The organism is Arthrobacter sp. 10T44 (assembly GCF_056393885.1).
The window spans coordinates 743,321-767,741 of record NZ_JBFTGT010000001.1 but is presented as its reverse complement, the minus strand read 5'-3'; the positions used below and the strand labels follow the sequence as shown (position 1 = coordinate 767,741).

Here is a 24,421-nt window from a genome sequence, read left to right as displayed (position 1 = left end):
AGGGAGACCCATGTCCTCCACGCCCTCAACCAAACGAGTCGCCGTCATCGGCGGCGGTATCCTCGGCGTCTCCACCGCCGTCCACTTGCTCCGCGAAGGGGCCTCGGTGGTCCTGCTGAGCGAACACGGCCTGGCCAGCGAGGCCACCGGCCGCTCGCTGTCCTGGCTGAACTCCGCCGGAGAACGCTCCACCCCGTACCACCAACTCCGGGTCGCCGGCGTGGACCGCTACCGAACCCTCTTCGCTGCGGATCCGGACCGGGACTGGCTGCAGTTCGGCGGCGGCCTCATGTGGCACGCCGCGGGACAGCAGGCTGCCACCCTCGCCCGCCATGACTACGAGGAGTCCATCGGCTACAACTCCAAACTGCTGGCGCCCGAACAACTCCCTTCAGCCGTTCCCGGCGTCGACCCGGATGCCGTGCCCGAGAGTGCCATCTTCAACCCCGGCGAGGGGTGGGTCAGCCTGCCTGAACTGGTGGAGTTTCTGATGGAGGAGTTCCACGAGCTGGGCGGGGAACTGGTGCTCAATGCCGGCAAGGTCTCCGTCGCGGTCGACGCCGGGCGGGCCAGCGGCGTGCAGACGGCCGCTGGCGATACTTACGCAGCGGATGCCATCCTGGTGGCGTGCGGCGCCGCGACGCCCGCAGTCGTCGCTCCCCTGGGCGTTGACATCCCCAACGCTTCCCCGGTCTCCATGCTGGTTCTGACCAAGCCAGTGGATCACGGACTGAAGGCCGTGCTGAACACCCCGCGGGCGGCCGTGCGGCCAAACCCCGGAAACGCCCTGGCCCTGGACCACGACTGGTACGAAGAGCACATCAGCGAACACGCCGACGGTACCTTCAGCATTTCCGACGACGTGGTTCAGGAACTCGCCGATGAAGCGTCCAAGCTGATCGCCGGCCATCCTGAGCTCAAGCCGGCCTCGTGGAAGATCGGGTACAAGCCCATCCCGGGCGACGGCGAACCGGTCCTTGGGGAGCTCGGCCAGGTGCCAGGTTGCTTCGTGGCCTTCACCCACTCGGGGGCGACGCTTGGCCTTATTGCCGGCGAACTCCTCGCGGGCGAGATCATGACCGGGAAGAAGCACCCCATGCTCGCCACCTTCCGGCCGGCCAGGTTCTCCTGACCGGTGGGCGGCTGAGCCGCCCGCTCGGAAACGCGACGACGACGGCGGGAGCCTCCCGTCGTCGTCGTCGTTTAGTGCTGCGTTGTGTTCTTAGGCGGAGGCCGAGTCCAGGTTGGCCGCGCCGTGGTTCAGGCTGAGCGTGAAGGTGTTCGGGCCGCTGGCGTGGACCGCGATGTTGGACTTCGCGGTGTTGTGCCGGACCGAGAGATCGTGGACCAGGGCGTCCAGCTCGTGATGCATCGTGGAGCGGTCCCAGAGCTTGTGGGTGACAGCGTTGGCAGTTTCAAACGTCATTGTTCAGTGCTTCCATTCATGAATCCGGGTGTCCGGCTGCCGCACCGATGCGGAGCCGCCGTAGGCCAAACCAGGAACGCCTGAGACCGTGGGCAGCTCTGCGAGCTCACCGGTTTGGCCTCATTGCGTCCACCAGGATGGTGCCCCTGATTCGATTCGGACGCGGAGCGTCGGAGCGAACCTCGGGGCTGCGCGGGCGGGGATTCGAGCCCCTGCCTGCCTTTTCATGATGCACAGCGCCGAGTGGCCGGCTCAAGCCAGAGGGCGATTATTGCGGGTGAGACTGGTCACAGACGCAGACGGCAGGTGCCGGATGGGCGCGGCGTTGAACAAATCTGATCGGATCCGGTGTCGCATGGGCGGACCACCGATTGCCGCGTGCAAGAATCACTGCGTGAATACCCCCGAACCAGCGATCGTCGACTGGCCTTCGCTGCTGTTCGCGCTTCTTATCGATTCGCTTCTGGTCTGGGCTCCGACCGTAGTGCTGTTCGTACTCGCGCCCGGCCGCTGGATCCCTCTTGTCTTGATCCTCTTCACCGCCTTGGCCACCAACTGGGCGCTCTATGCCCGCGGGACTTCGCTTGGCAGCTACCTTGGCGGCTTCCGGCTTCGTACCCGCCATGGCCAGCCGCCGGGGCCGGCCTACGGGCTGATCCTCACAGCGCTGACCTTCCTGTCCATATTCGTAATTGCCGCAGTCATCGCCGTCAGCTTCACCCCGAGTGGCAATGCGTCCAGCCCGCTGGGCAGGCCGGAAAGCCACCCCCTCTTCGGAGAACGAATCCGGCGCAGGCGCTTCCTGCAGTCCGCGGACGACTACTGGGAACGCTGGGCGGGTTGAATCCGGCGGCCCCAAAGACCATCGAGCAGGCGCATTACTTGCAGCGGGCGCTCGAAGGTGGCGAAGTGGCCGCAGCGCGGGATCGTCACCAGTTGGGCGTGCGGGACCACTTCGCCCAAACGGTGCAGATCGGACTGCGGGGTGAAGACATCCACGTCCCCGCGGGTCGCCAGCACCGGGCAGCGGATGCTGCGCCACCGGTTCAAGTCGTAGTGGGCCGCGGCCCGGGCGGCGGCGGAGAAGCTTGCCGGGCGGGCGTCATCGCCAAGCCCGCGCACAACCCCTGCGGGGATGGCTGCGGGAGCTGCGAAAAACGGGGACATCAGTGGCCGCATCACGGGAGCCCTGCCGGTCGCACGTACCAGCGCTGACCCGGCCGGGCCGAGGGCCGCCAGGGTGCGCATGAGCAGGAGCATGCCCACGAACGCCGGGAGCCTGACGAGGCCGCGCAGCGGGTTCCGGGCCGCCTCGGACACACCGAAGGTGGTAGCCGAAATGGCGGCGACGCTGACCACCTGCTCGGGCCAGGCCGCGGCGATATGCAGCGCGAGGAAGCCTCCCATGGAGTGCCCCACCAGATTCCACCGACGGTACCCGAGCGAGTCGAGGATCCCCGCGACAGCCCGGCCCGCGGCATCGATGCTGAAGTGTTCCATCCGGGCATTTTCGGTGGATCCACCCCAGCCCGGCAGGTCGATCAGCACCCGCGCCCGGTCCGGCACTCCGGCGAGCAAGGGCTGGAAGGTGGTCCAGGATCCCGCGGCGCCGTGAAGGTACACGTCCGCAGTAGCCGACGCCGGCCCTCGTTGCTTGAGGCCCGACTGGACATGCACAGTGCAGGGACCCAGTTCCGTCGGGAGGACATGCCGCCACAGCATTGTTGCCTCGGCGGCAGTCGTTTCCTGCTGAACGCGCATGGGCCCCTCTGCTTTCGGTCTCCATGTTGATTCGGAGCCGAGCTGGTGCCGGACCGGACGCGCGGCGCCTATCGAACCGATCGAATGGGCGGCAGGCAACAGGCGCCGGGTGACCTCAGACGTCGATGGTGACGACGGCGCGTTCCCCTGTTGCATCCGCCCGCGCTCCGGTTTCCGAGCTGACGGCCCGTGAGACGCAGCAGCACATCTTCGCCGCAGCCTGCTGCTGGCGCTCGCTGTAGAACACGTCGCGGTGGTCGACGGTGCCCTGCAGGCCCAGCAGCCGCACTTCACAGAGTCCGCACTCGCCCTTGCGGCAATCGAACATCATGTCCACTCCCGCGCCCTCGAGGGCTTCCAGCATGGACTCGCCGGGACCGACGGTCGTCTCCACGCCCAGCCGGGGGACGCGGACGACGAACTCCTCCGGGTCGAACCACCCGCTGTTGCCGAAGGTCTCGTACCTCAGGTTCGGCACGCTCAGGCCTCGCGTGTCCCAGCCGCGTTTCACCGCGTCCATGAGCCGGATCGGTCCGCACATGTAGAGCTCCGTCTCCGGATCCACCCCGGCCAGCAACTCATCGACCTTCAGCGCCGTGCCCTCGTCATCCACGTGCACCCGCAGCGCGTCACCGTGCAGCGCTTCCAGCTGGGGCAGGTAGGCCATGGCGGCGCGGCTGCGGCCGGCGTAGACCAGGGTGTAGTCCGCCTTGATGTTGCGCAGCACCCGCGCCATGTTGACCATCGCGGTGATCCCGATGCCCCCGGCCAGCAGCACGTAGCGCGGGGCGCCCACCCGGAGCGGGAAGTTCTGCAGCGGCTGGGTGATCTCCAGTTGGTCCCCGACTTCCAGGCCCTGCATGAAGACCGAGCCGCCCCGGGACTGCGGCGCCCGGAAGACGCTGATGGCCACGCGCCGGCCATCCTCGCTGGAATCCACCACGGAGTAGGAGCGCTTGTGGCGTTCCCCGTTGATCGTGACCATGACGTCGATATGCGAGCCGGGCTCCGCCTTCTTCGGTAGCGACTGGGACAGGACCAGGCGCCGGGTTTCGGCGGTGACGGACTCCGCCTCGACGACGGTTCCGGTCTGCCAGACTTCGATGTTGCTTGCTGCCATGACTTTCTTCTAACTTCTCGCTGGGCTGGAGGGGTCCGGGCTGGACGGGTCTGGGGTCGGTCAGACGGCGGGAATGAGCCGGCCCTCGGCGGCGAGCTGGCGCTCGATCAGCCTGCGGACCCACATCCCGCCGGCGTCGATGTTGAGGTTGTAGAACTCGTAGTCCGGGTTCGCGTCGATCGCCTCCTGCTGCGCCTTGAGCATGGCCTCGTCCTCGCCGAAGACGCCGTGGACGCCGTTGCGAAGCTGGGTGGTGATCAGCTGGCTCTCCAGCCGGTAGTTGCGCATGAAAGCCCAGAAGTAGTGGCAGGTCTTGGCGGTTTCGGGGGAGATGGTGTTCATGACGAAGCCGTTCACGCCCTGGCTGCGGTCGCCCTCCGGCGCCCCGGTGCCCGCCTTCGCGACGCCGACGTCGATGTTGATCGTCGACGGCGACTGGAAGGTGATGATCTGCCAGCGGTCCACCTTGCCCTCGAAGCCAGGGAACTTGTCGCGCATGTTCTTGAGCCAGAACGGCGGCGCGTCGATGTCGAGCATCCAGCGGGACACGGTGACGGTGTTGCCGTCCTGGGTCACCTTAAAATCGGACTCGCTCAGTTCGTCCTGCCCGATCGAGGACGAATGGACGAACTCCTCGTGGGTGAGGTCCATCAGGTTATCCAGCACCAATTGGAAGTTGCACGGGGCAAAGATGGTCTCGCCGTCGCCGGCCCATTCATCCGAGCTCATCTGGTGCATGTCCGGGACCAATGTGGGGTCGGCCTGGGTCGGATCGCCCAGCCAGACCCAGACATACCGGTACCTTTCGATTACCGGGAAGGACGGGACCGTGGCGCTGGGGTTGATGGTTTCCTGCGCCGGCATCGAGACACAGCGGCCGGCGGAGTTGTAAACGATGCCGTGATACGGGCACTGGATCTCATCCCCGGCAAGCGTCTTGCCCATGGACAGCGGAGCCAGCCGGTGCCAGCATGCGTCCGCCAGCGCCACGGCCTTGCCGTCCTCCGTGCGGTACAGGGCGAGCGGGCGGTCCGCGATCCGCCGGGACATCGGCTTCCGGGTCACTTCATGGTCCCAGGCGGCTACATACCAGGCATTAAGCGGGTACCCCAGCACCTTGTTGGTTGTCGAACTAACGGACTGCATCATCGCGGTCATGTCATTCCTTCGCTATATCTATCTACATAGGTAGTGGTCTGCGTCACAGCATAACTATGTTCATAGGTAGTGGCAAGGGGTGAGTTTCCGACGGCGGGCGTGCCGGGGCATGCGAAAGGCCCGGAAGCCCTGCGGCTTCCGGGCCGTTCTCCGGTCAGGATTCCAGTTTGTCGATCAGTTCCAAGCCGCGCCTGGCCCACTGGATTTCGGCGTTGGCGCGCTCGATCATGCCCTCGTAGGTGAAGATCTTGTAGCCGGCAATCTTGGCCCTATCGGCTTCAGGCGCCGCCTCCAGGCGGGTTGCCAGGATGGGATTGCTCCGGTCCTCCAGGGCGGCAATCATCTCCTGCCACTGCTGTGCGCGCGAGGAGTGGTAGGCGATGTGCGCCTGCATCTGCGCCCGCGCGGCATCCGGCTCGGCCCACTCCAGGTATGCCGCCTTGAGGTGGATCGGGTCCCGCTCGCGGGTGTAGTCGAGGGTGGTGTTGATCCAGGCGCGGAAGGCCTCAACGCCCTCCGGGGTGATGTGGTAGCGCTTCTTCTTGCCCTTCTTCCCCCAGGCTTCCTCGACGCCGCGCAGCAGGCCGTCCTTTTCCATGCGGCGGAGCTCCGGGTAGATCTGCGAGTCCGGAGCGTGCCAGACGTAGCCGACGGATTGTTCGAACTGCTTGAATACGTCGTAGCCCGTCAGGGGCTGGGACGTCAGCAGGGCAAGCAGGGCGTAGCGCAGACTCACCTCGCCACCGGTCCTTTCCATCGGGCCCGTCGGCCGCATCGCGACATACGGGCCCTGCTTCATCAAAACTCTTGTCAACTAACTATGTTCATAGTTAGGCTGTGTCTCACGCCACATCTAGCTATCAGTATAGATAGTTGTCCGGCTACCGGGAGTTCGACGACGATCCCCGGCGGCGGGCTTTGGCACCGAAGGCGCACACCCGCCGTTCGGCACGCAACTTTGTACCCGCCCGGACTGTCCGCGGCCTCCAGAAAGTAGTCTCATGCAACTCCAAGAACGCATCGACGCGTCCCGCATGTCCCTGTACCAATGGCTGATCGTCGGATTGTGCATCATCCTTAACGCCCTCGACGGCTTCGACGTTCTGGCCATGGCTTTCACGGCCAACAGCGTCACGCGCGAGTTCGGCCTCAGCGGGGCCGAGCTGGGCATCCTGCTGAGCTCCGGCCTGGTCGGCATGGCCATCGGGTCGCTGGGCCTTGCACCGTTCGCCGACGTCATCGGCCGCCGGCCCATGGTCCTGGTCTCCGTTGGCCTTGCCACCGCCGGCATGCTGCTCGCCTCACTTGCACATTCGGCAGTGGAGTTGGGGATCTGGCGCGTCGTCACGGGCCTGGGCATCGGCGGCATCCTGGCCTGCACCAACGTGATCGCCAGCGAATACTCCTCCAAACGTTGGCGCGGGCTGGCCATCAGCATCTACACGGCCGGCTACGGCATCGGCGCGACGCTGGGCGGCGCTGCCGCGGTCTCCCTCCAGGCAAACTTCGGCTGGCGCTCGGTCTTCGTGTTCGGCGGCATTTGCACCGGCGTCGTCCTGGTCCTGCTGGCGGTCCTGCTGCCTGAATCGGTGGACTTCCTGACCAGCCGTCGCCCGCGCAACGTCCTCGATCGCCTCAACAAGATTGCCCGCAAGATCGGCCAGCCCGAACTGACCCAGATCCCCGCGTCCGCCGCAGTGGCGCTGCACAGGAACAAGCTTTCCGAACTCTTCACCGCCGGCAACCGCCGTTCCACCTGGCTCGTCTGGCTGGCCTTCTTTGCCACCATGTTCGGGTTCTACTTCGTGAACAGCTGGACGCCGCGGCTGCTCGTCACCGCCGGCATGACCGAGAGTCAGGGCGTGATCGGCGGCCTCATGCTCACCCTGGGTGGCACCTTCGGCTCCCTGCTCTACGGCCTGCTCACCATCCGCTGGAACAGCCGCAAGGTGATGATCGCGTTTGCGGTCCTCTCGGCCGCCACCATGGTGATGTTCATTTCCACCGCGGGCATCCTCGCCCTGGCGTTCGTCGCGGGCGGCGTCGTCGGCATGCTGATCAACGGCTGCATCGCCGGCATGTACACCATCACCCCCGCCCTGTACGGCGCGTCCGTCCGGAGCACCGGCGTCGGCTGGGCGATCGGAATCGGCCGCGTCGGCGCCATCGTCGCCCCGCTCATCACAGGCGCCCTGCTGGACGCGCACTGGACAGCTTCCATGCTGTACATGGGCGTCGGCGCCGTGGTTCTCGTGGCGGGCGGCGCCGTAGCGGCGATGCGCCCGGCGCGGCAGGAGCCGGTTGCGCAGGACGACGTGGCGGAGGAAGTCCCGCTGTCCGTCTGACCGGAATTCGGCCGGCGCGGTTGCCGGCAAACCACGCAAGCGGACGACGGCGGGAAGCTCCCGCCGTCGTCCGCCTGCGTTTTGAGGGTCTCCCGGGGCGGCGGGGCTGCCTCCAGCCCCCGGGAACACGGCGAACTACGCCGTTGTTATTAACAGCGGACCTAAAATGACTAAGAGATATACAGCACTGATAATCCCGGCCCGGATCAGCGAACCTGTCCGGGTGGAAACCATCGAAACCGACCAGCGAACCCTACAAGGGCTGGTGGGCGGAGACCTTGAAAGAGTCAGCCGCGGAAACTGGCACGTCTACCTCAACGCCGAAGGCGTGATTACCCAGCTCCCGGCGAACCTGCGCGCCGCCCAACTGATGAACGACTGCGGCCTGGACCTTGCCGGCGTCGCGCGGGGCACCGCCGTGATCCTCGGCCATGGTGGCCATGGCGAGGACGCCGACGTCCCTGAGCACCTGATCCGGCTCGCGGAAGAGTTCTTTGACACCCGGCTGATCGCCTGAGCAGGGACCGGCAGCGCGGCTGACGGTCGCGCCGTAACCACGGCCGCTCCGTCCAGCCCGCTAGTCTTCAGCTCATGGTGCCGGAAATCCCCCTCGCGTTCTGTGCAGTGCTCGGCGCACTTGCCGTGTTTCAGTTGCTGCTGATCGTCGGGCTGCCGCTCGGCCGGTTTGCCTGGGGCGGCCAACGCGCGGTGCTTCCGGCGCGGCTCCGCGTCGGAAGTGCCGTGTCGATCGTCGTTTACGCTGCCTTTGCGCTGATTGCCCTGGACCGGGCGGAATTGATTTCGGTCCTGCCGGCGCCCTCCATTGCGGTGGTGGCAATGTGGGTGATCGCGGCCTATTTGCTGTCCAGCGTCCTGCCCAACCTTGCCTCAAAGAGCAAGGACGAACGGCGTGTCATGGTCCCGGTGTCCCTTGTGCTGGCCGGCCTGGCGTTCCTGGTAGCCCTGGGCTGAGCTGCGCGGGGCTGGGCCAGGGCGTCGGCCTTAGCCGGCCAGAAAGCTCTCGACAGCAGTGAACGCCTGGACCTGGGCCGACAAGGAAGCGCGCCAATCGTTCGGAATTTGCAGGGAGTGGTCGGCACCCGGGATTTCGACGAACGTGCCTGCAGTCTCGGATAAGCCGTCGATAACCCATAGCTTGTCTTTGGAGCCGCCGATCAGCAGATCACGTTTCCGAGTGCCGGTAAGCGTTCTCCGAATCACCCCATCCGTGAGGATAGGCGTAAGCCAAACACCCGGTACTTGAGCCTCTTCTGCCCAAGGAATAGCGAGGGTTCCAAATGATTTGGCCACGATGAGCCGTTCGGCGGCGCGCGGGGCCCCGGATAACGCTTGTTCGACCGCCCGGGCGGCGAAGCCGCGGGGATCATCGCCGGGCTCGTCGTCCTCGGTCCAGCGGATTCCGTGAACTTGCCATCCGCGGTCCTTCAGCTGCTCCGCGGGCCAGAACAGCAGGGGAGATTCGACTTTGTAGCCCGCCCCCGGGACAAGCACGGCGACCTTGGGTTCACCTTGGGGATCGGACGCGCAGCCTGGCCAGAGGAAGGTCTCCATGTCGAAGATCCTAGGGTGTTTGATTCCTGGAGGCGGGTATTGCGCTTCCATGAGCCAGCACAGAGACGCCACCCGGCCATCGCCGGGTGGCGTCTCTGGATGGCCGCCCGCCTTCGGCAGGTCGCGGCGCGTGTTACCTCCGCCGGCTGGGGTCGCCGTCGTTGTTGGTGATCGACGCAACCGCGCCGGTCTGTTCATCGAGCAGCACCTTGCCGGTGCGCTGCTTGTTGAAGTTGAACATGCCATTCACCGAGCCGGCGGTGGCGTCGGCGGAGGCGTCGCCGATCCGGCCGGTGTGCCAGTTGTCCTCGATGAAACGCAGGATCGAGGCCTGGTCAGTCTCGGTGTGGTCCACGAAGTTCTTTTTCGCAAAGGGGGAAATAACGACCAGCGGCTGGCGCGGGCCCGGGCCGCAGCGGTCGGCATAACCGCCGGCCATCGGGACGCCGCTGGCCGCGGCGCCCTGGCACCACGCGGCGTCGTCGGCACTGTTGGAAGAGTTCTTCACCTTGGCGGCGACGTGGTCGTACCAGCCGTCCGAGTCGTCGTAGGCGAGCACCACGGCCGTGTTCTCCCAGTTCTTGGACTTCTGGATCTGGTTGACGGTGTTGGTGATGAACTTCTGCTCGTCGACCGGGTCGGAGTAGGCGGCGTGGCCGTCCTGGTACATCCCCGCCTTCAGGAAGGAGACGGCCGGCATGTTGTCGGTATTGACCACCTTGTTGAAATCGGTGAGGTCGTACTGGTGGTTGGCCCTGCCGTTGTGGCCGATCTCTGCGTCCGACGCCGGCGCCACGTGGTGCGGGTTGGCGGTGGACGCGTAGTACTGGAACGGCTGGTGGTGGGGGGAGTAGTCAACGACGCTGGCGCCGGCGGCGTTCGTGTGGCTGGACAGGCACGACGCCGGGGTGGTTCCGGTCGCGGGCGTGGTCGGTGTGAAGCCGCCCTGGAACCAGCCCCAGGACGTGCCCTTTGCGCTGAGCAGGTCGCCGATGTTCTTGCCGTTCATGCCGGCCAGGTTGCCAGCCTTGGCGTGGCTGTTGTTCGAGCAATCGTCATAGACCGGGTCCGGGTCGTTGATGACCGTGCCAACGCCGTTCGCGTCTGGCTGGCGGACAGTGCTGCTGCCGCCCGCCGGCGTGGCCACGGGCTGCCCGGCCGCAGTGTATTCGGTGGCCCCGTGGGTCTGGCCGGAGACCAGGTTGAGCGCGCCCGGGGTGGAGGGCCCGAAAACGGTGCTGAAGTGGTTGTCGCTCATGGCGTAGTTCTGGGCGTAGTTCCAGATGCCCGTGACGGTGTTTCCGTCGTAGTAGTCCATCGTCAACCCGGGGCGGCCGTACTGGTTGGTACCGCAGGAGTCCCGGCTGGTGTACTCAACGAATTTGTCCATCGCGCCGCCGTTGTAGGCCTTCTGCTCGGCGCCGTAGTTGTGGTCCTGGTCGCAGGTGACGGCCTGCATGGGCGAAAGCCGGGCCGGCTGCGCGGCGTTCGGGTTGTCCGGAGCCAGCAGGCCCGCGGTGGCGAGCGTGTTGATCTTCTTCGGCGTGTTCTTGGCCGCGGTGAACGCAGCCGCCTTGGTGCCGGTGCCCTGCTGGGTTTCACCGGGAATGTTGGCGGCCTTCGGATAGGTGGCGAAGTAGTGGTCGAACGAGACGTTTTCCTGGAAGATCACCACCACATGCTTGATCGGCGTTGCGGTTCCTTCGTGTTTTTCGCCGGCGGATGCCGGGCCCACGCCAACGCCGATCAGGCCGGCGGCCAGCGCCGATGCCGCCAGAGCGGTGGCGCTCGTGGCGGCAACGAAGCGTTTACGGGTGAAGCGGTTAGGGGAGAAGTGCTGCAAGGGGGTATCCAATCGTTTCTTTTCCAAGGCGTTGGGCGCGCTACTTGGCGGGGGCGACGGTGGCTTCGTAGGTGAGGATCTCGGTGCCGTTGCCCTCGTCACCGTTGTCCGGGGCCAGCTTCAAGGTGAGGTGGTTCCCGTCGGCGGTCATTTTGAACGGGTTGCGTGTTCCCACGTGCCCGGCGGTGGACCACTGCTGGAACGGGACGTCGCGGGTCACGCTGCGGGACTTGAGATCGATCATGGCCATCCCGCCGAGTTCGTAGCTGGCGCCGGGGCCGCCAGCTCCGGGGGCCTGCGGGAGGTTGGTGATGCCCCCACAGAGCATCTTCGAGGTCGGCACGTACTGGCAGTCCTGGTAGTCGATGAAGTAGTTCGGGTTCTGCCAGGTGGAGAGCTGCCTGCCGCGCAGGTCCCATTCGGCGAAGCGCCGCGATCCCCAGGTGTTGCCCACGAGGTGGCCGGTCTGCTTGTCCATGACGATGCCTCCGAAGTGGTCTTTCACCTCGAACTGCTTGTGCACGTCGAGGGTTTTTGCGTCCACCCGGTAGATGATGGCGCCGCTGCTGGGCCGGTACTGGGCAACAGGAACCCAGACGTTGGCGCCGTCGAAGTCGATGCCGCCGGGGTGGTACATGTCGCCCTCGCCCAGGATGATGTCCTTCTGCAGATTCCCGGCCTTGTCCATGACGAACAAGTGGCCGACGCCCTTGCCCGCCGTGCGGTCGAATCCTCCCTGCGGGGACGGGAACTTTGTGGTCGGCTCGATGATCTGCACGGCCGAGAGGAAGATGTGGTCCTGGCTGAAAGCGATTCCTTCCGTGTGGTACGTCGGAAACTTCAGCTTCAGCTTGCCGGTCTGCTGCCAGTTCGTGCTGCGGTCGACGCCGTTAAAGGCCTCGGCCAGCGCGCTGTCCGTTTCGCGGTGGCTGCCGGAACCGGCGTTGTTTGCGTTGGGCCGATCGTTGGTGCCGGCGGCCTGGGCTGCCGCCGTGCCGCCGATTGCGGACGCCGCCAGGACGAAGGCTGCGGCGGCCGTGAGGATGCCTCGGGTTCGAGTCGCGCTCATGGGGGAGCCTCTCAATGGATGGTTCTCAACAGGACCACCCCAAGTTACTTATCGGTAATGAACCCTTGATGGAGGGCTGGTAAACAGCCGGCTTCCCCCATGGCGGCCGCTTTGCCGGCAAACGGTCGAGGATGGAGGCACTCTTCTGCGCCGTGTTGTCCACGCGAGCGGACTGAGCGCGCCTAGAATTGGCCAGATGATGCCAGAACCAATCCGCGCCGCGAACGGGAAGAATTCCCTCCGCATCAGCGACGGCATCATCGAGTCCGTCTGGGCCCCCGGCTCGTTTGTCGACGTCGGTGACGCCCGGGATGCCATGCGGGCCACCGAGTTGATCAGCCAGGGCCGGCAGATGCCGATGCTCTCCGTCATGACTGACGTGGAAATCAGCGCCGCCGCCCGGTACGAGTTCGCCAAGTCTGTCGACGTTCTCGCCATTGCGGTCCTTGGCTCCAGCGCTGTCGACCGCGTCGTGGCCGCTGCCACGAGCCGGGACACAAAATACCCTCACGAATTCTTCACCTCTCGGCCCGACGCCGTCGCGTGGCTGAGCGGCTTTATCGAGAGCCCGGCAGAACTTGGGACGGACGACCTGGAAGCCTCGGTTCCCAGGCCCGCCTCGCACTAGCAGCCGACCGCCCTCGCCGCTGCCTCGATTTCGCACACCCGCGCCAAATAGCCCGGAACTGCTACGCTCCACGTATCGGGCCGGACCTGCGGCTACGGGTTGAGGAACGGCCGGCAGCAACTTCAGTTGTGAGCGAGGGAATCAGCATGACGGTTGCCGAAATCCAAGTGGACCAGCGCGTGATCGGGATCGACTCGCGGCGCTTCGCCTCGGTGGAGAAAGCGCTCGTGGAGCTGATTACCAACAGCGACGACAGCTACGCGCGGCTCGAAAAGGCCGGCGCCCACGTCAGTGGCCGGATCCATCTCCGGTACGAGCGGCACCTCACCGGGGCCGTGCTGATGGTCAGCGACCAGGCGGAAGGGATGTCCTTCGATCAGGCCGGCCGGATCCTCAGCTACGGCGGCGCGCACAGCCCGCTCGCGCGCGGCGAGGGTGATGGCCGCGGCTACTTCGGCCGCGGCCTCAAGCAAGCGATCTTCGGCCTGGGCCACGGTTGGATCGAGACCATCCAGGGCGGCCGCTTCACCCGGATCGACGTCTTCCGCGGCGAGAACGGCGGCTACCTCTACGACGACGGCGGCGAGGACCGCCGCGCGTTCCCGGCCGACTACGCCCGGCTGGGGATCGACGAAGCACCGGCTGCCAGCGGCACCCGGGTGAGCATCGTCGTCGACAATCCCCGCGTCCGGATCACCCAGTACAGCACCCTGCTGCAGTCCCTGTCCGACAACTTCTACCTGCGTGCGGTGCTGGGCCGGCGCAGCGTGGAGCTGGAGCACGGCCAGCCCGGATCGGGCGAGCACAGAAGTGAGCCGGTAAGGTTCCAGGAGCCGCCTGCGGACCTGCTGCTCGGCCCGGACCAGGGCGGAAGCGTCAGCTTTGAAGGCCGGGCGTATCCGTTCACCCTGACGTTGAAACGTGCCACAGGGACCGAGCTGACACTCAAGGGAGACGAGCGCACCAACGGCCTCGTCGTTCTGTCCGGGATGGCCGCACTGGATTGCCAGCTGTTCGCGTTCGAAAACCAGGTGGGCACCGAATACCTCTTCGGCGTCGTATCCTGTGACGCGCTGACCGGGATGCTGGGCCGCGGCCGGGCGATCATCAGCGACGAACGCGAGGGACTGAACCCCCGGGACCCCTTTGTGGCGGCGTTTTCCGAGGCGGTCAGCCGGATGATCGCCGGCGCCGTGCAGGCCGAGAAGGAAAAGCTCACGCATCTTGAGCGCGCCACCACCTCCGGGCGCACCGCCGAAATGATCGAGCACCTGCTGCAGCACATGAACGAGGCCGCCGTCGTCGACCTGGGGCTGGAAACCTCCCCGGCGCCCGGTGGCGGCTCCCCTGCGGGGGAGCGGCCCGCGGCGTTGCGCTTCACCACCCCCTTCTACTACCGTCCGCCGGGGCATCCGTTCCGTGTTTCCCTGCTGCTGGATCCGGCCCGGTTGCCCGACGGAATGCTCACGTTCGAGGTGGACCTGCCCGGCACGCTGCGGATCGAACCGGAACCTGTCCCGATCGCCGTCGGCGCGCTGGGGGAGGCGCGGCGGCTCGAATGGACCGTGACGGGGGAGCGGCCGGACGAACGGGGCCAGGTGACCGTCCGGGCCGGCGACTACTGGGCGTTGTGCGAAATCGTCATCGCCGAACACGCCTCGCACCGCAGTGCCGACCAGCCCCCGCATCATGCGGTGCCCGCCGATGCGCCGGTGCAGCCGGCGGCGCACCCGGAGGCCCGCCGCCCGAGCCGGGACCACGGCGTCGACCTCTTCACCGGCTACGAGTTTCGCAGCCTGCACAACAGTGCCGACCGTGCCGTCTACAGCGTGGACGAACGGAAGGTCATCATCAATACCGCTGCGCCCACGGTCCAGCTGTACGTTGACGGCCGCGGACGCTTCCGCGATTCGGCGCGCCTTTTGTTGGCCGAACTCTTCCTGGACGTGATCGCGGACGAGCTAGCCCGGCGCCGCGTGGAGCAGCACGGCCACGCCGGAGACCTCGAAGCTTTCAGGAGAGCCAAGCGGGACATCATCGGCCGCTACGGCAGCGACATCCACCGGACGTTCCTGGGGTGAGGCGCACGGCCACCCATTGACACTCCTTTGGCGCGGGCCTATTCTACAACCAAATGGTTGTAGATCAGTTGAGTGACGAAGCAGTCGACCGCTTGTTCCAGGCGTTCGCCGACTCGACCCGCCGCGACATCGTGCGCCGCGTGACGGTGGGGGAGTACTCCGTTTCCGGGCTCGCCGCGCTCTACGCCATGAGTTTCGCCGCCGTACAGAAGCATGTGGCGGTGCTGGAACGCGCTTCCCTGGTGACCAAGGAGAAGCGCGGAAGGGAGCAGATTGTGCGGGCCAACCACGCGGGCTTGTACAAGGCCCGCAGTCTGCTCGATGAGTACGAGGTCATTTGGCGGCAGCGGACCGAACGGATCGCCGACTTGCTGGGCCAAGCGGATCCACAAGCCAACGAGAAGTCAGCAGGCAAGGCAGAAACCAGCGGAGCAGAAGCATAGGAAGGGTTCGACATGACAGTCATCAGTTCAGTCAAGAATCTTGAGGCCCTGAGCCTCAGCGTCGTCGCGGAGTTCGACGCCGGCGTCGAGCGCGTCTGGCAGATCTGGGCGGATCCGCGCCAGCTCGAGCGCTGGTGGGGCCCGCCCACCTGGCCGGCCACCTTCGAGAAGCACGACTTTGTCCCCGGCGGCGAGGCGAGCTACTACATGACGGGACCGGACGGGGAGAAAGCCCGCGGCTGGTGGCGCTTCGTCGCCATCGATGCCCCTCGCGGCCTGGAGTTCGACGACGGCTTCTCGGACGACAATGGCGAGCCGGTGGCCGAGATGGGCACGATCCATGGCGTCGTGACGCTGGAGCCGACCGGCGACCGCACCCGGATGACCGTGCTGTCCACCTTCGAGACGGAGGAGCAGATGGAGAAGATCGTCGCCATGGGCATGGAGGAGGGCATGAAGGGCGCCCTCGGCCAGGTGGACGCGATCCTCGCCGAGCACGCCAACGCCTGAGCGACGGGCGAACGTGCCAGAGCATTAACCAGGAGGACGACGGCGGAACTCAGCCCGCCGTCGTCCTCTGGCTTTGAACTAGTTGTTCAAGGCCGCGTACAGGTTCAGGCTGGCCGAGAACACCAGCCACGAAACGTAGGGCAGCATCAGCACCCCGGCAGTCGTGCTGATCGGCCCGAAGTGCAGCACGGCCACGGTCGCAAACGCGGCGTGGGCGGCGATCACAAGCAGCGCCAGCCACAGGGCCGCGGTGCCCATCACCGGATAGAGGCCGAAGAACATCAGCGGCCACAAAAGGTTCAGCAGCAGCAGCCCGCCGTAGACTCTGAGCGCCTCGCGGCGCGGGAAGAGCCGTTGCCGCCACACCAGCCACGCCGCCACGGCCATGGCCGCGTAAAGTACCAGCCACGCCGAGCCGAACATCCACCCCGGCGGGGTCCACGGCGCCGTGTCCGCGGCCGCGTACCAGTCGCTGTTCATCCTGATCGGCAGCGAACCGATTAGCGATACGGCCAAGGAAGCCGCCAGAAAACCGATGAGGGCCGCAATCTGCTGCCGCGGCGGGCGGGTGCCGGGGGCACGGGTGCCCGGGGCGCTTTGTTCAACGTTCAAGAGCACTGACCCACTGTGGACAACCGTGCGCCCTCCCGTCAAACTACGACGGCGGGACCTTGCGCAGTCGTCACCGTCATCTACGTCTGGAAGGACATCATGGGCAACGAAGCTTCATGGCAGGAAACCATCACTCCGGGCCGTTTTGCCGGCAGGACCGTTATCGTCACGGGCGCCGGCTCCGGCATCGGCCTGGCCACCGCGCTGCGCGTCGCGAAGGAGGGCGGCAAGGTCATCGCGGCGGACATCAGCAAGGAACGTCTGGATGACCTCGTGACCCGGAACGCGGGTCTGGATCTTGTGCCGGTGGCCGGCGACATCTCCACCGAGGAAACGGTCGCCGCCGTCGTGGCCGCCGCGGGCGGCCGCGTGGACGCGCTCGCGAACGTCGCAGGCATCATGGACAACTTCGCCCCGATCCACGAGGTGGACGACGCCGTCTGGGAGCGGGTCTTCCGGATCAACGTCACCGCCCTGATGCGCCTGACCCGCGCCGTTGTGCCGCTGATGCTCGAGGCCGGCACCGGCTCCGTGGTCAATGTGACTTCCGAGGCCGGCCTGCGGGGGTCCGCCGCCGGCGCCGCCTATACCGCGTCCAAGCACGCCGTCGTCGGCCTGACCAAGAACTCCACGGTGATGTACGGGCCGAAGGGGCTGCGCTTCAACGCGGTGGCGCCCGGGGCAACGATCACCAACATCGTCGCCGACTGGGGCTCCCAGCTGGCCGCCGAGCGGCTGGGCCCGCTGATGGGCGCCAACATCCCGACCCCGGCCACAGCGGCGCAGCTGGCGGCCTCGATCACCTTCCTGCTCGGCGACGACGGCACCAACGTCAACGGTGCCATCCTTGCGTCCGACGGCGGCTGGTCCGCGCTGTAGGACGCCCAACTGACTGGCAGTAGTTGTCGTTTTGAGGGCTCATAACGACAACAACTGCCAGCTAGTTGGGTGGGCGGGGCCCGGGATTCGCCCTCAGCCCGAAGTTCGCGAAATGATGTGGGCATGGAGCATACCGACCAGCAGCCCTGGGTGAAGAACTACCAGCCGGGCGTCCCGGCCGAGATCGAATTGCCCACGGAGTCGCTCGTCGCGATGCTGGAGCGGTCCGTGGCCGAGGCCGGAACCGCCCCCGCGCTGGAATTCTTCGGCCGCCGGACCAGCTACTCGGAGCTCGGCGAGCAGGTGGACCGGGCCGCCGAGGGGCTTCGCCGACTTGGTGTCCGGGCCGGCGACCGGGTCGCGCTGATCCTGCCGAACTGCCCACAGCACGTCGTCGCCTTTTACGCGGTGCTGCGCCTGGGCGCCGTCGTCGTCGAACATAACCCGCTGTACACCTCCCGCGAACTGCGGCACCAGTTCGAGGACCACCAGGCCCGCGTCGTGATCGCCTGGGACAAGGCCGCCGCCGCCATCCGCGAGTTCCCCGCAGACATCGAAATCGACCACGTGGTCTCGGTCAACCTGCTTGAGGCGTTCCCTGCGGCTAAGCGCCTGGCCTTGGCCCTGCCGGTCCAGAAGCTGCGCGAAGCGCGGGCCTCGCTGACCGCCCCAGCGCCAGGAACCACGCCGTGGAAGCAGCTCCTGGGCCACGGCAGGATCGACCCCGCGCACCCGCGTCCCTCGGTGAACGACCTCGCCGCGATCCAGTACACCTCGGGCACCACCGGGCGGCCCAAGGGTGCGATGCTCACTCACTTCAACCTGTACTCCAACGCCCTGCAGGGGGAAGCCTGGATGGCCGGCGCGGAGTACCGCAAGGAAGTGTTCTACGCGATCCTGCCGATGTTCCACGCCTTCGGCATGACGCTGTATCTGACCTACGGCATCCGCAAGCAGGGCCTGCTGGTCCTGTTCCCCAAGTTCGACCCGGACCTGGTGCTGGACGCGATGAAGAAGTCGCCCGCCACCGTGTACTGCGCGGTCCCGCCGATCTACGAGCGCACCGCGATGGCCGCGAAGGAGAAGGGCGTCTCGCTGCGCTCCTGCAAGTACTGCATCTCCGGCGCCATGAACTTGCCGGACCATGTCGTGGAGCTCTGGGAATCCGTCTCCGGCGGCCTGCTGGTGGAGGGCTACGGCATGACCGAATCCTCCCCCGTGGCGCTCGGCAACCCCTTCCACCCCACCCGCCGCACCGGGACCATCGGCGTCCCGTTCCCGTCGACCCTGATGAAGGTCGTCGACGTCGACGACCCGACCGTGGAGGTCCCCCAGGGCCAGCCGGGCGAGCTGCTGATCAAGGGGCCACAGGTCTTCCAGGGCTACTGGAACAACCCCGAGGAAACCGCGAAAACCCTCACCGCCGACGGCTGGCTGCGCACCGGCGACGTCGTGACCGTGGACCCGGACGGCTTCACCACCGTGGTGGACCGGGCCAAGGAACTCATCATCACCGGCGGTTTCAACGTGTCGCCCACCGAGGTGGAAGCGGTGCTGCGCCTGCACCCGGATGTCAGGGACGCCGCCGTCGTGGGCAAGCCGCTGGAGCGCGGCGGAGAAATGGTGGTGGCCGCCGTCGAACTTGAACCGGGCACCGCACTGGACGAAGACGCCCTCCGCGCCCACTGCCGCGAGCACCTCGCCGGCTACAAGGTCCCGCGCCGGATCGTCCCGGTGCCGGATCTTCCCCGCTCCATGCTCGGCAAAATCCTCCGCAAGCAGGTCCGCGAACAAGTCGTGCCGGGACTGTAGCCATGGGAGCCTCCGCAGCGATCGACTTCACCTCCGAAGTGCCCCGTCCCGGTGACCTCAACGTGTCATGGATCCACGGCTCGGAGTCGGCGAAACACAACACGGACCCCGACCTCCAGGTGCACGCCTATGACGAGCACACCTTCGTGCTGCGCCAGAACATGGCGGTCAACTACGAGGCGCCGTTCATGTTCCTGCTGTTCGGCGACGCCCGGGCCGTGCTGATCGACACCGGCGCCACGGCCTCCGCGGAGTTCTTCCCGCTGCGCCGCGTCGTCGACGGACTGATCGACGCCTGGCTGGCCGAGCACCCCCGTGAGGACTATGGGCTGCTGGTCCTGCACACCCATCCGCACGGTGACCATGTTGCGGGCGATGCCCAGTTCGCGGGCCGGCCGGGCACCCTTGTGGTGGATGCTGAGCAGCGCAGCGCGTGGGAGTTCTTCGGATTTGAGGACGACGACGGCGGTCCCGCCGGCGGTCCCACAGGCGGTCGCGCAGACCGGCGGTCCCGGGTGGATCTGGGCGGCCGGGTCCTGGAGTGCTGGCCCAGCCCGGGACACCACAGCGCCGCCGTCACGTTCTACGACCCGTACACCGGCATCCTGCTCACCGGAGACACCGTTTACCCCGGGCGCCTCTACATCCACGACTGGCCGGCGTTTGTGGACACGATCGACCGGCTGATCCGGTTCTGCGCCGCGCACCCCGTCAGCCATGTCATCGGCTGCCACATCGAAATGTCTCGGGAACCCGGCGTCGACTACCCGATCTACACCACCCACCAGCCGGACGAACCGCCGCTGCAGATGTCGGTGGAGCAGCTACAGGAGCTCGGCCGGGCGATCGACGTCGTCGGCGGGCGTCCCGGCCGCCATGTCTTCCCCGGCTTCGTGCTCTGCCTGAACAACTGAAAAGCCCCCGAGATGGCACCTCGCGGCAATGTTTGGGCGCAACACTGCCGCGAACTGTAATCTCGCTGCGCGCGGCGAGGGGCCAAGGGGCCTGTTGTCAGCGCCCCCGCAGGGACGCGGCAGCGGGTACTCCGGGCGGGAATTCGGGCAGCGCCCCGGCGGGCGTGTGGAAGATCCACAGCGAGAGCGCACGGTGGACGGCCCAGTCGTCGTCGGCTGCCCGCAGGGAGGCGACCTGGGATCCGTCCGGTTGCTCCGTGAGCCTGACGACCCGCAGCGGGACCGGGTCCGCCTCCGGCAGCCGGAGCATGATCACGCCGGACGCTGGAAGTGTTCCGTGCGGGAAACGGACGGCCGCGCCACCCACTGAAATGTCCAGAAGTTCACCCCTGGTGCCCGCTGCCTCCACCGGCGCCGCGACTTCCACGCGATAGGCGTTGCGGCGGGAGGTGGCGAATTCGACGGCCCGGATCCGCCGTGTGCCCAGAACCAGAACAGCGCCGGCCAGCACCAGCCACGCGCCCGACGCCACCGTGGAACCTGCCGTGGTGCGCCAGGGAACCAGTCCGGCCAGCCCGGCCGCAGCGTAGAGAATGACTGCGGTGATCAGGACAACCATCACGATTAGGATGCGTGGCGTGCGGCCGCGGAGCCGTGAATCCGCGGCTCCCTTAGGTGTGACCTGGAACTCGAGGACGTTGCGGGACATAAGCCACCAGAAACATGCCAGGCCCACCGGTACGCGGAAGATCCGCAAAGCGAAGGCTGTGGGCCAGTGGATTTCGTTCCGCATGAGTTGCTTCGAACCCCAAAGCCGCACTGTGAACATGACCAGGAAGACCCCGAGGAACAAAAGGGGCCCGGCGGTGGAGGTCTGCGCCCCGGAAACCATGATCAGGACCGGAATCAGGAAGGCCACAAGCGTTGCGATGCCCTCCAGCCACCACAGCGTGCCGTTGAGGTACTCGTGGTAATTCCGCCACGACATCCAGCCCTTTGCAGCCCACAACTTCTCGTGCACGAGGATCTGCATCGCCCCCATGCCCCAGCGCCGGCGCTGCAGCAGGTACTGGTCCGGCGTCGCCGGTGCAAGCCCGACGGCGAGGGTCTGGTGGTGGTAGACGGTCCGCCAGCCGCGCCGGATGAGTTTCAGCGTGGTGTGCATGTCCTCGGTGATGGTTTCGGTGGCGACGCCGCCCACCTCTTCCAGCGCACTCACACGCAACAACGACGTCGACCCGCACCAGAACGGTCCTGCGCCGAGGACGTTACGGGAGGCCATGAGGACGTTGAAGAAAGTGCCCTGCTCGCCGGTGATGCCATCGTCGTCGAACGCGCCGCCGTTGTAGAACGACTGCGGACCCTGGATCAGGGCGACCTCTGGGTCCTCGAACCAGCCCAGGGTAGCGGTGAGGAAAGTCGGAAGCGGAACATGATCGCAGTCGAGCACCGCAATGATGTCTATGCCGGGGCCGCCCGCGGCACGGTCTGCGGCCATCAGGCCCAGGGCGTGGTTCATGTTGCCGGCCTTGGCATGGTCGTGGACCTCGCGGCGGACATACCGGGCGCCGTAGGCCGCGCACATTTCCTCCACCCAGGGCCGGTCACCGTCGTCGAGAACCCACGTTTCGTGCGCCGGGGCAAGCTCACAGGCCGCCGCCACCGTGGGCGTTAGGACTTCGATGGGCTCGTTGTACGTGGGGATCAGGACTGCCACCCGCATGCCGTTGGGGGCTTCGGCCACAGGGGCCGGCGGGTGGCTGTCGATGTTCCACACGGACCACGCCTTCAGGATCAGGCCAGCCAGCGGCAGGGCCTCGAAGGTCAACAGAATCCAGGCGATGGTCAGGTTCCACTCGCCAGACGGCAGCGTGAACAGCAGGCGCCAGGCCAGGTACAGGACCAGGGCAACGATGGCGGCGATGCCGCCCACGTGGGCCAGCCGACGGGACCTGGGCGCCTCCGGCCCGGGGGGTCCCAGCCGGGCGGCCCAGCCTGCAATACCCGCTCGGGTCAGCGACGTGGCGTCGAGTGGCGCAGGGCGGGATGGCGGTGCCGCACTGGTGTTGGCGGCGGGTGGTTCTTCAGACGGCGCGCTTTCGGAGCGCAGCCGCAGGGCCTCACGGGGCACCTGATCTCCCTCAGCTAGATCGGCTGCTAAAAATCTGATCATAGCTGCGGGGCGGCGCGCCCGGCTGAGGGTGCCGTTTTTCCTTGCAGAAAACTGCGGCTGTGCCGCGGGCGGGCCGTTTTTGCGGGGCCGTTTTCGCGGGGTGCCCGCGCGGTTGCGAGCCTAGTGAACTGCGATGGTCTCCGCTTCCTCGGGCTCGACAAAGCTGCACGCGCCCGGATGGCGGACCGGCAGGGTGCAGGTGCGCCCGGTGGGCAGATGGACGTTGGCGCAGCGGCCGGCCATGGCCACGTCTTCCCGGACATGGGTGACGTGCGTGCTGCTCAGCTCGTGGGGCGAAGCGCCGCCGCTGGAGGGCAGGGGGCTGTCGGACGGATTGTGCTCTTGGCTGTTCACGGCTGAGACTCCTTGGGATCTGCTGTGCAGGAAGGGTTCTGTGCTAATCCGAAGTCACCAGCCTCGCACGGGCGGATTAACGCCGCGTTACCGGGGGGTTAGGTTCCCGTCTCATCGCTGCCGCACCTTTTGCCGCCGCCTTGATTTGCGCATACTTGAACCCAGATTTGGGATTCCGGCAGCCGGGAAGGACGGTGGCTCATGAGCGGCGGGGGAGGCTCGGCGTTCCGGCGCCGGGTGGAACGGGCGGCCGAGTTGCGCTCCATCCGGGCCAGCGGCAGCACGGTTCAGGAGAACGACGAGTTGAGCGCCGCCGAGGAGGAACTCAGGCAAAAACGCGCAAAGGTAGACGACGCGGCCAAGGCCGAATACCTGATCCGCGACGCCATGGCGCAGGGGAAGTTCGACAACCTGAAGTACGCGGGCAAACCCATCCCGGGCCTCGGCGAAGTCTACGACCCGGACTGGTGGGTGAAGGGTTTGCTCCAGCGCGAGAACATCACCGGCCTGGGCCCGACGGCGATCCTGCTCCGCACGGAGGACGCCGGACTCGACGCCCGCCTGGATGCCCAGTTCACGGAGAAACAGGTGCGCGATATCCTGGCCGACTTCAACGCCCGCGTGGTCGACGCCCGCCGGCAGCTTCAAGGCGGGCCGCCGGTCATCACCAAGACCCGTGACGTCGACGCCGAGGTGGCCCGCTGGCGCGACCGCCGGGCGGCCCGGGCCGCCGTCGTGGCCCCGGCCGAGCCGGAACCGCAACGGCCTTGGTGGCGCCGGCTCTGGAAGCGCAGCTAGAACGCTGTGGTCCCGAGCGTCCAACCAGCGTAGCCTGCGATTAGAAGAACCCATCGCGCAATTGCGCGTCGGCACGAGGCGGGCGATGCCCATGAAAAAGTTGGGAACCGAGGGCAGCCAAAGCCCGCGGCCGGCGGATTCGGCCGAACCGGGGCAGCCGCCACCTGCCCGGTTGCGCCTGGGCTCCGCCTTGGCGTTTGCCGGCTTCGCGGTCTCCGTGGTTGCCGGGCTGTTTCATGCCGATTCGGCCAGCGCGAACGACCACCCGGCGACCTTCGCCGAGTACGCCCGAAGCGGCATCTGGACCGCGGTCCACCTGGGTCAGTTCGCCGGTATGGCGCTTCTGGTCGCCGGGTTGCTGGTCCTGCTGATGATGCTGAAGGCGCCGGAGGGGCCGATTGCCTGGGCGGCGCGGTTCGGTGCTGTTGCGGCCGTGACCGCGCTGGCGCTGTACGCCGCGCTGCAGGCCGTCGACGGGGTGGCCCTCAAGCAGGCCGTGGACGCCTGGGCTGCCGCGGCGGAACCGGAGAAGGCAGCCCGCTTTGCGACCGCCGAGGGTGTCCGGTGGCTGGAGTGGGGCATGCGGAGCTACCAGAGCTATGTGCTGGGCGCCGCGCTGGTCCTGACCGGCGCCGTGGTTGTCGGCGCGGGCGGGTCCGCGCGACTGGCCGGATATCCGATGGCGGTCTCCGGGCTGGCCTACCTTGCCCAGGGCTGGATCATCGGCTCCGAGGGATTCTCGGCGGCAAACACCATTCCCACGCTGGCAGGAATAGCCCTGATCCTGGTGTGGTCCGTGTGGCTGCTGGTTGTTGCCTGGCCGAAGCGGGCGCCGTCCCTCGGCCGCACGCCACGGTGAACCCGGCGGTTCAGGCTGCGCGAAGTGGCAGTTCACGGCAGTGTCCAGGCGGAACACTGCCGTG

The 24,421-nt window shown here is 66.8% G+C and carries 25 protein-coding genes; 14 read left to right on the top strand and 11 right to left on the bottom strand.

Going from position 1 to position 24,421, the window contains the following annotated elements; genetic code table 11:
- The first annotated feature begins 10 nt into the window (after positions 1-10).
- A complete protein-coding gene (locus AC1DBL_RS03605; protein WP_476891968.1) occupies positions 11-1,132 on the top strand; it encodes an NAD(P)/FAD-dependent oxidoreductase in 1,122 nt (373 codons plus the stop codon).
- Between the two features lie 90 nt (positions 1,133-1,222).
- Here the strand turns inward: AC1DBL_RS03605 and AC1DBL_RS03600 are convergent, their stop codons facing one another.
- Positions 1,223-1,426 (bottom strand): hypothetical protein, encoded by a 204-nt coding sequence (locus AC1DBL_RS03600; protein WP_476925484.1) that lies wholly within the window; start codon positions 1,424-1,426, stop codon positions 1,223-1,225.
- Between the two features lie 394 nt (positions 1,427-1,820).
- Here AC1DBL_RS03600 and AC1DBL_RS03595 point away from each other — a divergent pair, with 394 nt between their 5' ends.
- A complete protein-coding gene (locus tag AC1DBL_RS03595) occupies positions 1,821-2,270 on the top strand; it encodes an RDD family protein (protein ID WP_476925483.1) in 450 nt (149 codons plus the stop codon).
- Here AC1DBL_RS03595 and AC1DBL_RS03590 read toward each other — a convergent pair.
- The 4 genes from AC1DBL_RS03590 to AC1DBL_RS03575 form a co-directional block, all read right to left on the bottom strand.
- Positions 2,246-3,187, bottom strand: a complete 942-nt coding sequence (locus AC1DBL_RS03590) for an alpha/beta fold hydrolase (protein ID WP_476925482.1) — start codon at positions 3,185-3,187, stop codon at positions 2,246-2,248. The two genes, AC1DBL_RS03595 and AC1DBL_RS03590, sit on opposite strands and share 25 nt — an antisense overlap.
- Positions 3,188-3,302: 115 nt before the next feature.
- The gene (locus AC1DBL_RS03585) at positions 3,303-4,307 is read right to left on the bottom strand and encodes a PDR/VanB family oxidoreductase (RefSeq protein ID WP_441416717.1); all 1,005 of its coding nucleotides are present in this window, start codon (positions 4,305-4,307) and stop codon (positions 3,303-3,305) included.
- A gap of 60 nt (positions 4,308-4,367) precedes the next feature.
- Positions 4,368-5,465, bottom strand: a complete 1,098-nt coding sequence (locus AC1DBL_RS03580; RefSeq protein WP_476925481.1) for an aromatic ring-hydroxylating oxygenase subunit alpha — start codon at positions 5,463-5,465, stop codon at positions 4,368-4,370.
- A 154-nt stretch (positions 5,466-5,619) separates the two neighbouring features.
- Positions 5,620-6,201, bottom strand: a complete 582-nt coding sequence (locus AC1DBL_RS03575) for a PadR family transcriptional regulator (RefSeq protein ID WP_441416719.1) — start codon at positions 6,199-6,201, stop codon at positions 5,620-5,622.
- A gap of 265 nt (positions 6,202-6,466) precedes the next feature.
- On the opposite strand from AC1DBL_RS03575, the gene AC1DBL_RS03570 reads away from it, so the two are divergent.
- From AC1DBL_RS03570 to AC1DBL_RS03560, 3 genes are all read left to right on the top strand, one after another.
- On the top strand, positions 6,467-7,810 hold the full coding sequence (locus AC1DBL_RS03570) for an MFS transporter (RefSeq protein WP_441416720.1): 1,344 nt from the start codon (positions 6,467-6,469) through the stop codon (positions 7,808-7,810).
- Positions 7,811-7,976: 166 nt separating this feature from the next.
- Positions 7,977-8,327, top strand: coding sequence for a DUF3846 domain-containing protein (locus AC1DBL_RS03565; RefSeq protein WP_441416721.1), 351 nt, complete (start codon positions 7,977-7,979; stop codon positions 8,325-8,327).
- A 74-nt stretch (positions 8,328-8,401) separates the two neighbouring features.
- On the top strand, positions 8,402-8,782 hold the full coding sequence (locus AC1DBL_RS03560) for a hypothetical protein (RefSeq protein ID WP_476925480.1): 381 nt from the start codon (positions 8,402-8,404) through the stop codon (positions 8,780-8,782).
- A gap of 30 nt (positions 8,783-8,812) precedes the next feature.
- Here the strand turns inward: AC1DBL_RS03560 and AC1DBL_RS03555 are convergent, their stop codons facing one another.
- From AC1DBL_RS03555 to AC1DBL_RS03545, 3 genes are all read right to left on the bottom strand, one after another.
- Positions 8,813-9,382 carry a hypothetical protein gene (locus AC1DBL_RS03555; RefSeq protein WP_476925479.1) on the bottom strand — a complete coding sequence of 190 codons (570 nt, stop codon included), beginning with the start codon at positions 9,380-9,382 and terminating at the stop codon, positions 8,813-8,815.
- A gap of 133 nt (positions 9,383-9,515) precedes the next feature.
- Positions 9,516-11,237 (bottom strand): phospholipase C, encoded by a 1,722-nt coding sequence (locus AC1DBL_RS03550; protein ID WP_476925478.1) that lies wholly within the window; start codon positions 11,235-11,237, stop codon positions 9,516-9,518.
- 28 nt (positions 11,238-11,265) lie between these two features.
- A complete protein-coding gene (locus tag AC1DBL_RS03545; protein WP_476925477.1) occupies positions 11,266-12,294 on the bottom strand; it encodes a DUF6454 family protein in 1,029 nt (342 codons plus the stop codon).
- Between the two features lie 196 nt (positions 12,295-12,490).
- On the opposite strand from AC1DBL_RS03545, the gene AC1DBL_RS03540 reads away from it, so the two are divergent.
- The 4 genes from AC1DBL_RS03540 to AC1DBL_RS03525 all read left to right on the top strand — a co-directional run bounded on the left by AC1DBL_RS03540 (position 12,491) and on the right by AC1DBL_RS03525 (position 15,956).
- Positions 12,491-12,922, top strand: coding sequence for a DUF7793 family protein (locus AC1DBL_RS03540; RefSeq protein WP_441416726.1), 432 nt, complete (start codon positions 12,491-12,493; stop codon positions 12,920-12,922).
- 128 nt (positions 12,923-13,050) lie between these two features.
- Positions 13,051-15,003, top strand: a complete 1,953-nt coding sequence (locus tag AC1DBL_RS03535; RefSeq protein WP_476925476.1) for an ATP-binding protein — start codon at positions 13,051-13,053, stop codon at positions 15,001-15,003.
- 53 nt (positions 15,004-15,056) lie between these two features.
- Positions 15,057-15,446, top strand: a complete 390-nt coding sequence (locus AC1DBL_RS03530) for an ArsR/SmtB family transcription factor (protein WP_476909295.1) — start codon at positions 15,057-15,059, stop codon at positions 15,444-15,446.
- A 12-nt stretch (positions 15,447-15,458) separates the two neighbouring features.
- Positions 15,459-15,956, top strand: coding sequence for an SRPBCC family protein (locus AC1DBL_RS03525; RefSeq protein ID WP_441416729.1), 498 nt, complete (start codon positions 15,459-15,461; stop codon positions 15,954-15,956).
- Between the two features lie 78 nt (positions 15,957-16,034).
- Here AC1DBL_RS03525 and AC1DBL_RS03520 read toward each other — a convergent pair whose 3' ends face one another.
- The gene (locus AC1DBL_RS03520; RefSeq protein WP_476925475.1) at positions 16,035-16,574 is read right to left on the bottom strand and encodes a TspO/MBR family protein; all 540 of its coding nucleotides are present in this window, start codon (positions 16,572-16,574) and stop codon (positions 16,035-16,037) included.
- A gap of 93 nt (positions 16,575-16,667) precedes the next feature.
- On the opposite strand from AC1DBL_RS03520, the gene AC1DBL_RS03515 reads away from it, so the two are divergent.
- From AC1DBL_RS03515 to AC1DBL_RS03505, 3 genes are all read left to right on the top strand, one after another.
- On the top strand, positions 16,668-17,447 hold the full coding sequence (locus AC1DBL_RS03515) for an SDR family NAD(P)-dependent oxidoreductase (RefSeq protein ID WP_476925474.1): 780 nt from the start codon (positions 16,668-16,670) through the stop codon (positions 17,445-17,447).
- Between the two features lie 123 nt (positions 17,448-17,570).
- On the top strand, positions 17,571-19,259 hold the full coding sequence (locus tag AC1DBL_RS03510; protein WP_476925473.1) for a long-chain-fatty-acid--CoA ligase: 1,689 nt from the start codon (positions 17,571-17,573) through the stop codon (positions 19,257-19,259).
- Positions 19,260-19,261: 2 nt separating this feature from the next.
- Positions 19,262-20,173 (top strand): MBL fold metallo-hydrolase, encoded by a 912-nt coding sequence (locus AC1DBL_RS03505; RefSeq protein WP_476925472.1) that lies wholly within the window; start codon positions 19,262-19,264, stop codon positions 20,171-20,173.
- A 97-nt stretch (positions 20,174-20,270) separates the two neighbouring features.
- Here the strand turns inward: AC1DBL_RS03505 and AC1DBL_RS03500 are convergent, their stop codons facing one another.
- Both AC1DBL_RS03500 and AC1DBL_RS03495 read right to left on the bottom strand, forming a co-directional pair.
- On the bottom strand, positions 20,271-22,304 hold the full coding sequence (locus tag AC1DBL_RS03500) for a glycosyltransferase family 2 protein (protein WP_476925471.1): 2,034 nt from the start codon (positions 22,302-22,304) through the stop codon (positions 20,271-20,273).
- 162 nt (positions 22,305-22,466) lie between these two features.
- Positions 22,467-22,700 carry a hypothetical protein gene (locus AC1DBL_RS03495; RefSeq protein WP_476909300.1) on the bottom strand — a complete coding sequence of 78 codons (234 nt, stop codon included), beginning with the start codon at positions 22,698-22,700 and terminating at the stop codon, positions 22,467-22,469.
- A 201-nt stretch (positions 22,701-22,901) separates the two neighbouring features.
- On the opposite strand from AC1DBL_RS03495, the gene AC1DBL_RS03490 reads away from it, so the two are divergent.
- A complete protein-coding gene (locus AC1DBL_RS03490) occupies positions 22,902-23,498 on the top strand; it encodes a DnaJ family domain-containing protein (RefSeq protein ID WP_476925470.1) in 597 nt (198 codons plus the stop codon).
- A 91-nt stretch (positions 23,499-23,589) separates the two neighbouring features.
- Entirely contained in the window at positions 23,590-24,357 is a 768-nt protein-coding gene (locus tag AC1DBL_RS03485; RefSeq protein ID WP_476925469.1) for a hypothetical protein, read from the top strand.
- Positions 24,358-24,421 lie beyond the last annotated feature (64 nt).

Coding starts and splice junctions, on each gene's coding strand:
- AC1DBL_RS03605 (WP_476891968.1), top strand. CDS start 11: ATGTCCTCCACGCCCTCAACCAAACGAGTCGCCGTCATCGGCGGCGGT.
- AC1DBL_RS03600 (WP_476925484.1), bottom strand. CDS start 1,426: ATGACGTTTGAAACTGCCAACGCTGTCACCCACAAGCTCTGGGACCGC.
- AC1DBL_RS03590 (WP_476925482.1), bottom strand. CDS start 3,187: ATGCGCGTTCAGCAGGAAACGACTGCCGCCGAGGCAACAATGCTGTGG.
- AC1DBL_RS03585 (WP_441416717.1), bottom strand. CDS start 4,307: ATGGCAGCAAGCAACATCGAAGTCTGGCAGACCGGAACCGTCGTCGAG.
- AC1DBL_RS03580 (WP_476925481.1), bottom strand. CDS start 5,465: ATGACCGCGATGATGCAGTCCGTTAGTTCGACAACCAACAAGGTGCTG.
- AC1DBL_RS03570 (WP_441416720.1), top strand. CDS start 6,467: ATGCAACTCCAAGAACGCATCGACGCGTCCCGCATGTCCCTGTACCAA.
- AC1DBL_RS03565 (WP_441416721.1), top strand. CDS start 7,977: ATGACTAAGAGATATACAGCACTGATAATCCCGGCCCGGATCAGCGAA.
- AC1DBL_RS03560 (WP_476925480.1), top strand. CDS start 8,402: ATGGTGCCGGAAATCCCCCTCGCGTTCTGTGCAGTGCTCGGCGCACTT.
- AC1DBL_RS03555 (WP_476925479.1), bottom strand. CDS start 9,382: ATGGAGACCTTCCTCTGGCCAGGCTGCGCGTCCGATCCCCAAGGTGAA.
- AC1DBL_RS03545 (WP_476925477.1), bottom strand. CDS start 12,294: ATGAGCGCGACTCGAACCCGAGGCATCCTCACGGCCGCCGCAGCCTTC.
- AC1DBL_RS03540 (WP_441416726.1), top strand. CDS start 12,491: ATGATGCCAGAACCAATCCGCGCCGCGAACGGGAAGAATTCCCTCCGC.
- AC1DBL_RS03530 (WP_476909295.1), top strand. CDS start 15,057: ATGGTTGTAGATCAGTTGAGTGACGAAGCAGTCGACCGCTTGTTCCAG.
- AC1DBL_RS03525 (WP_441416729.1), top strand. CDS start 15,459: ATGACAGTCATCAGTTCAGTCAAGAATCTTGAGGCCCTGAGCCTCAGC.
- AC1DBL_RS03515 (WP_476925474.1), top strand. CDS start 16,668: ATGGGCAACGAAGCTTCATGGCAGGAAACCATCACTCCGGGCCGTTTT.
- AC1DBL_RS03510 (WP_476925473.1), top strand. CDS start 17,571: ATGGAGCATACCGACCAGCAGCCCTGGGTGAAGAACTACCAGCCGGGC.
- AC1DBL_RS03505 (WP_476925472.1), top strand. CDS start 19,262: ATGGGAGCCTCCGCAGCGATCGACTTCACCTCCGAAGTGCCCCGTCCC.
- AC1DBL_RS03490 (WP_476925470.1), top strand. CDS start 22,902: ATGAGCGGCGGGGGAGGCTCGGCGTTCCGGCGCCGGGTGGAACGGGCG.
- AC1DBL_RS03485 (WP_476925469.1), top strand. CDS start 23,590: ATGAAAAAGTTGGGAACCGAGGGCAGCCAAAGCCCGCGGCCGGCGGAT.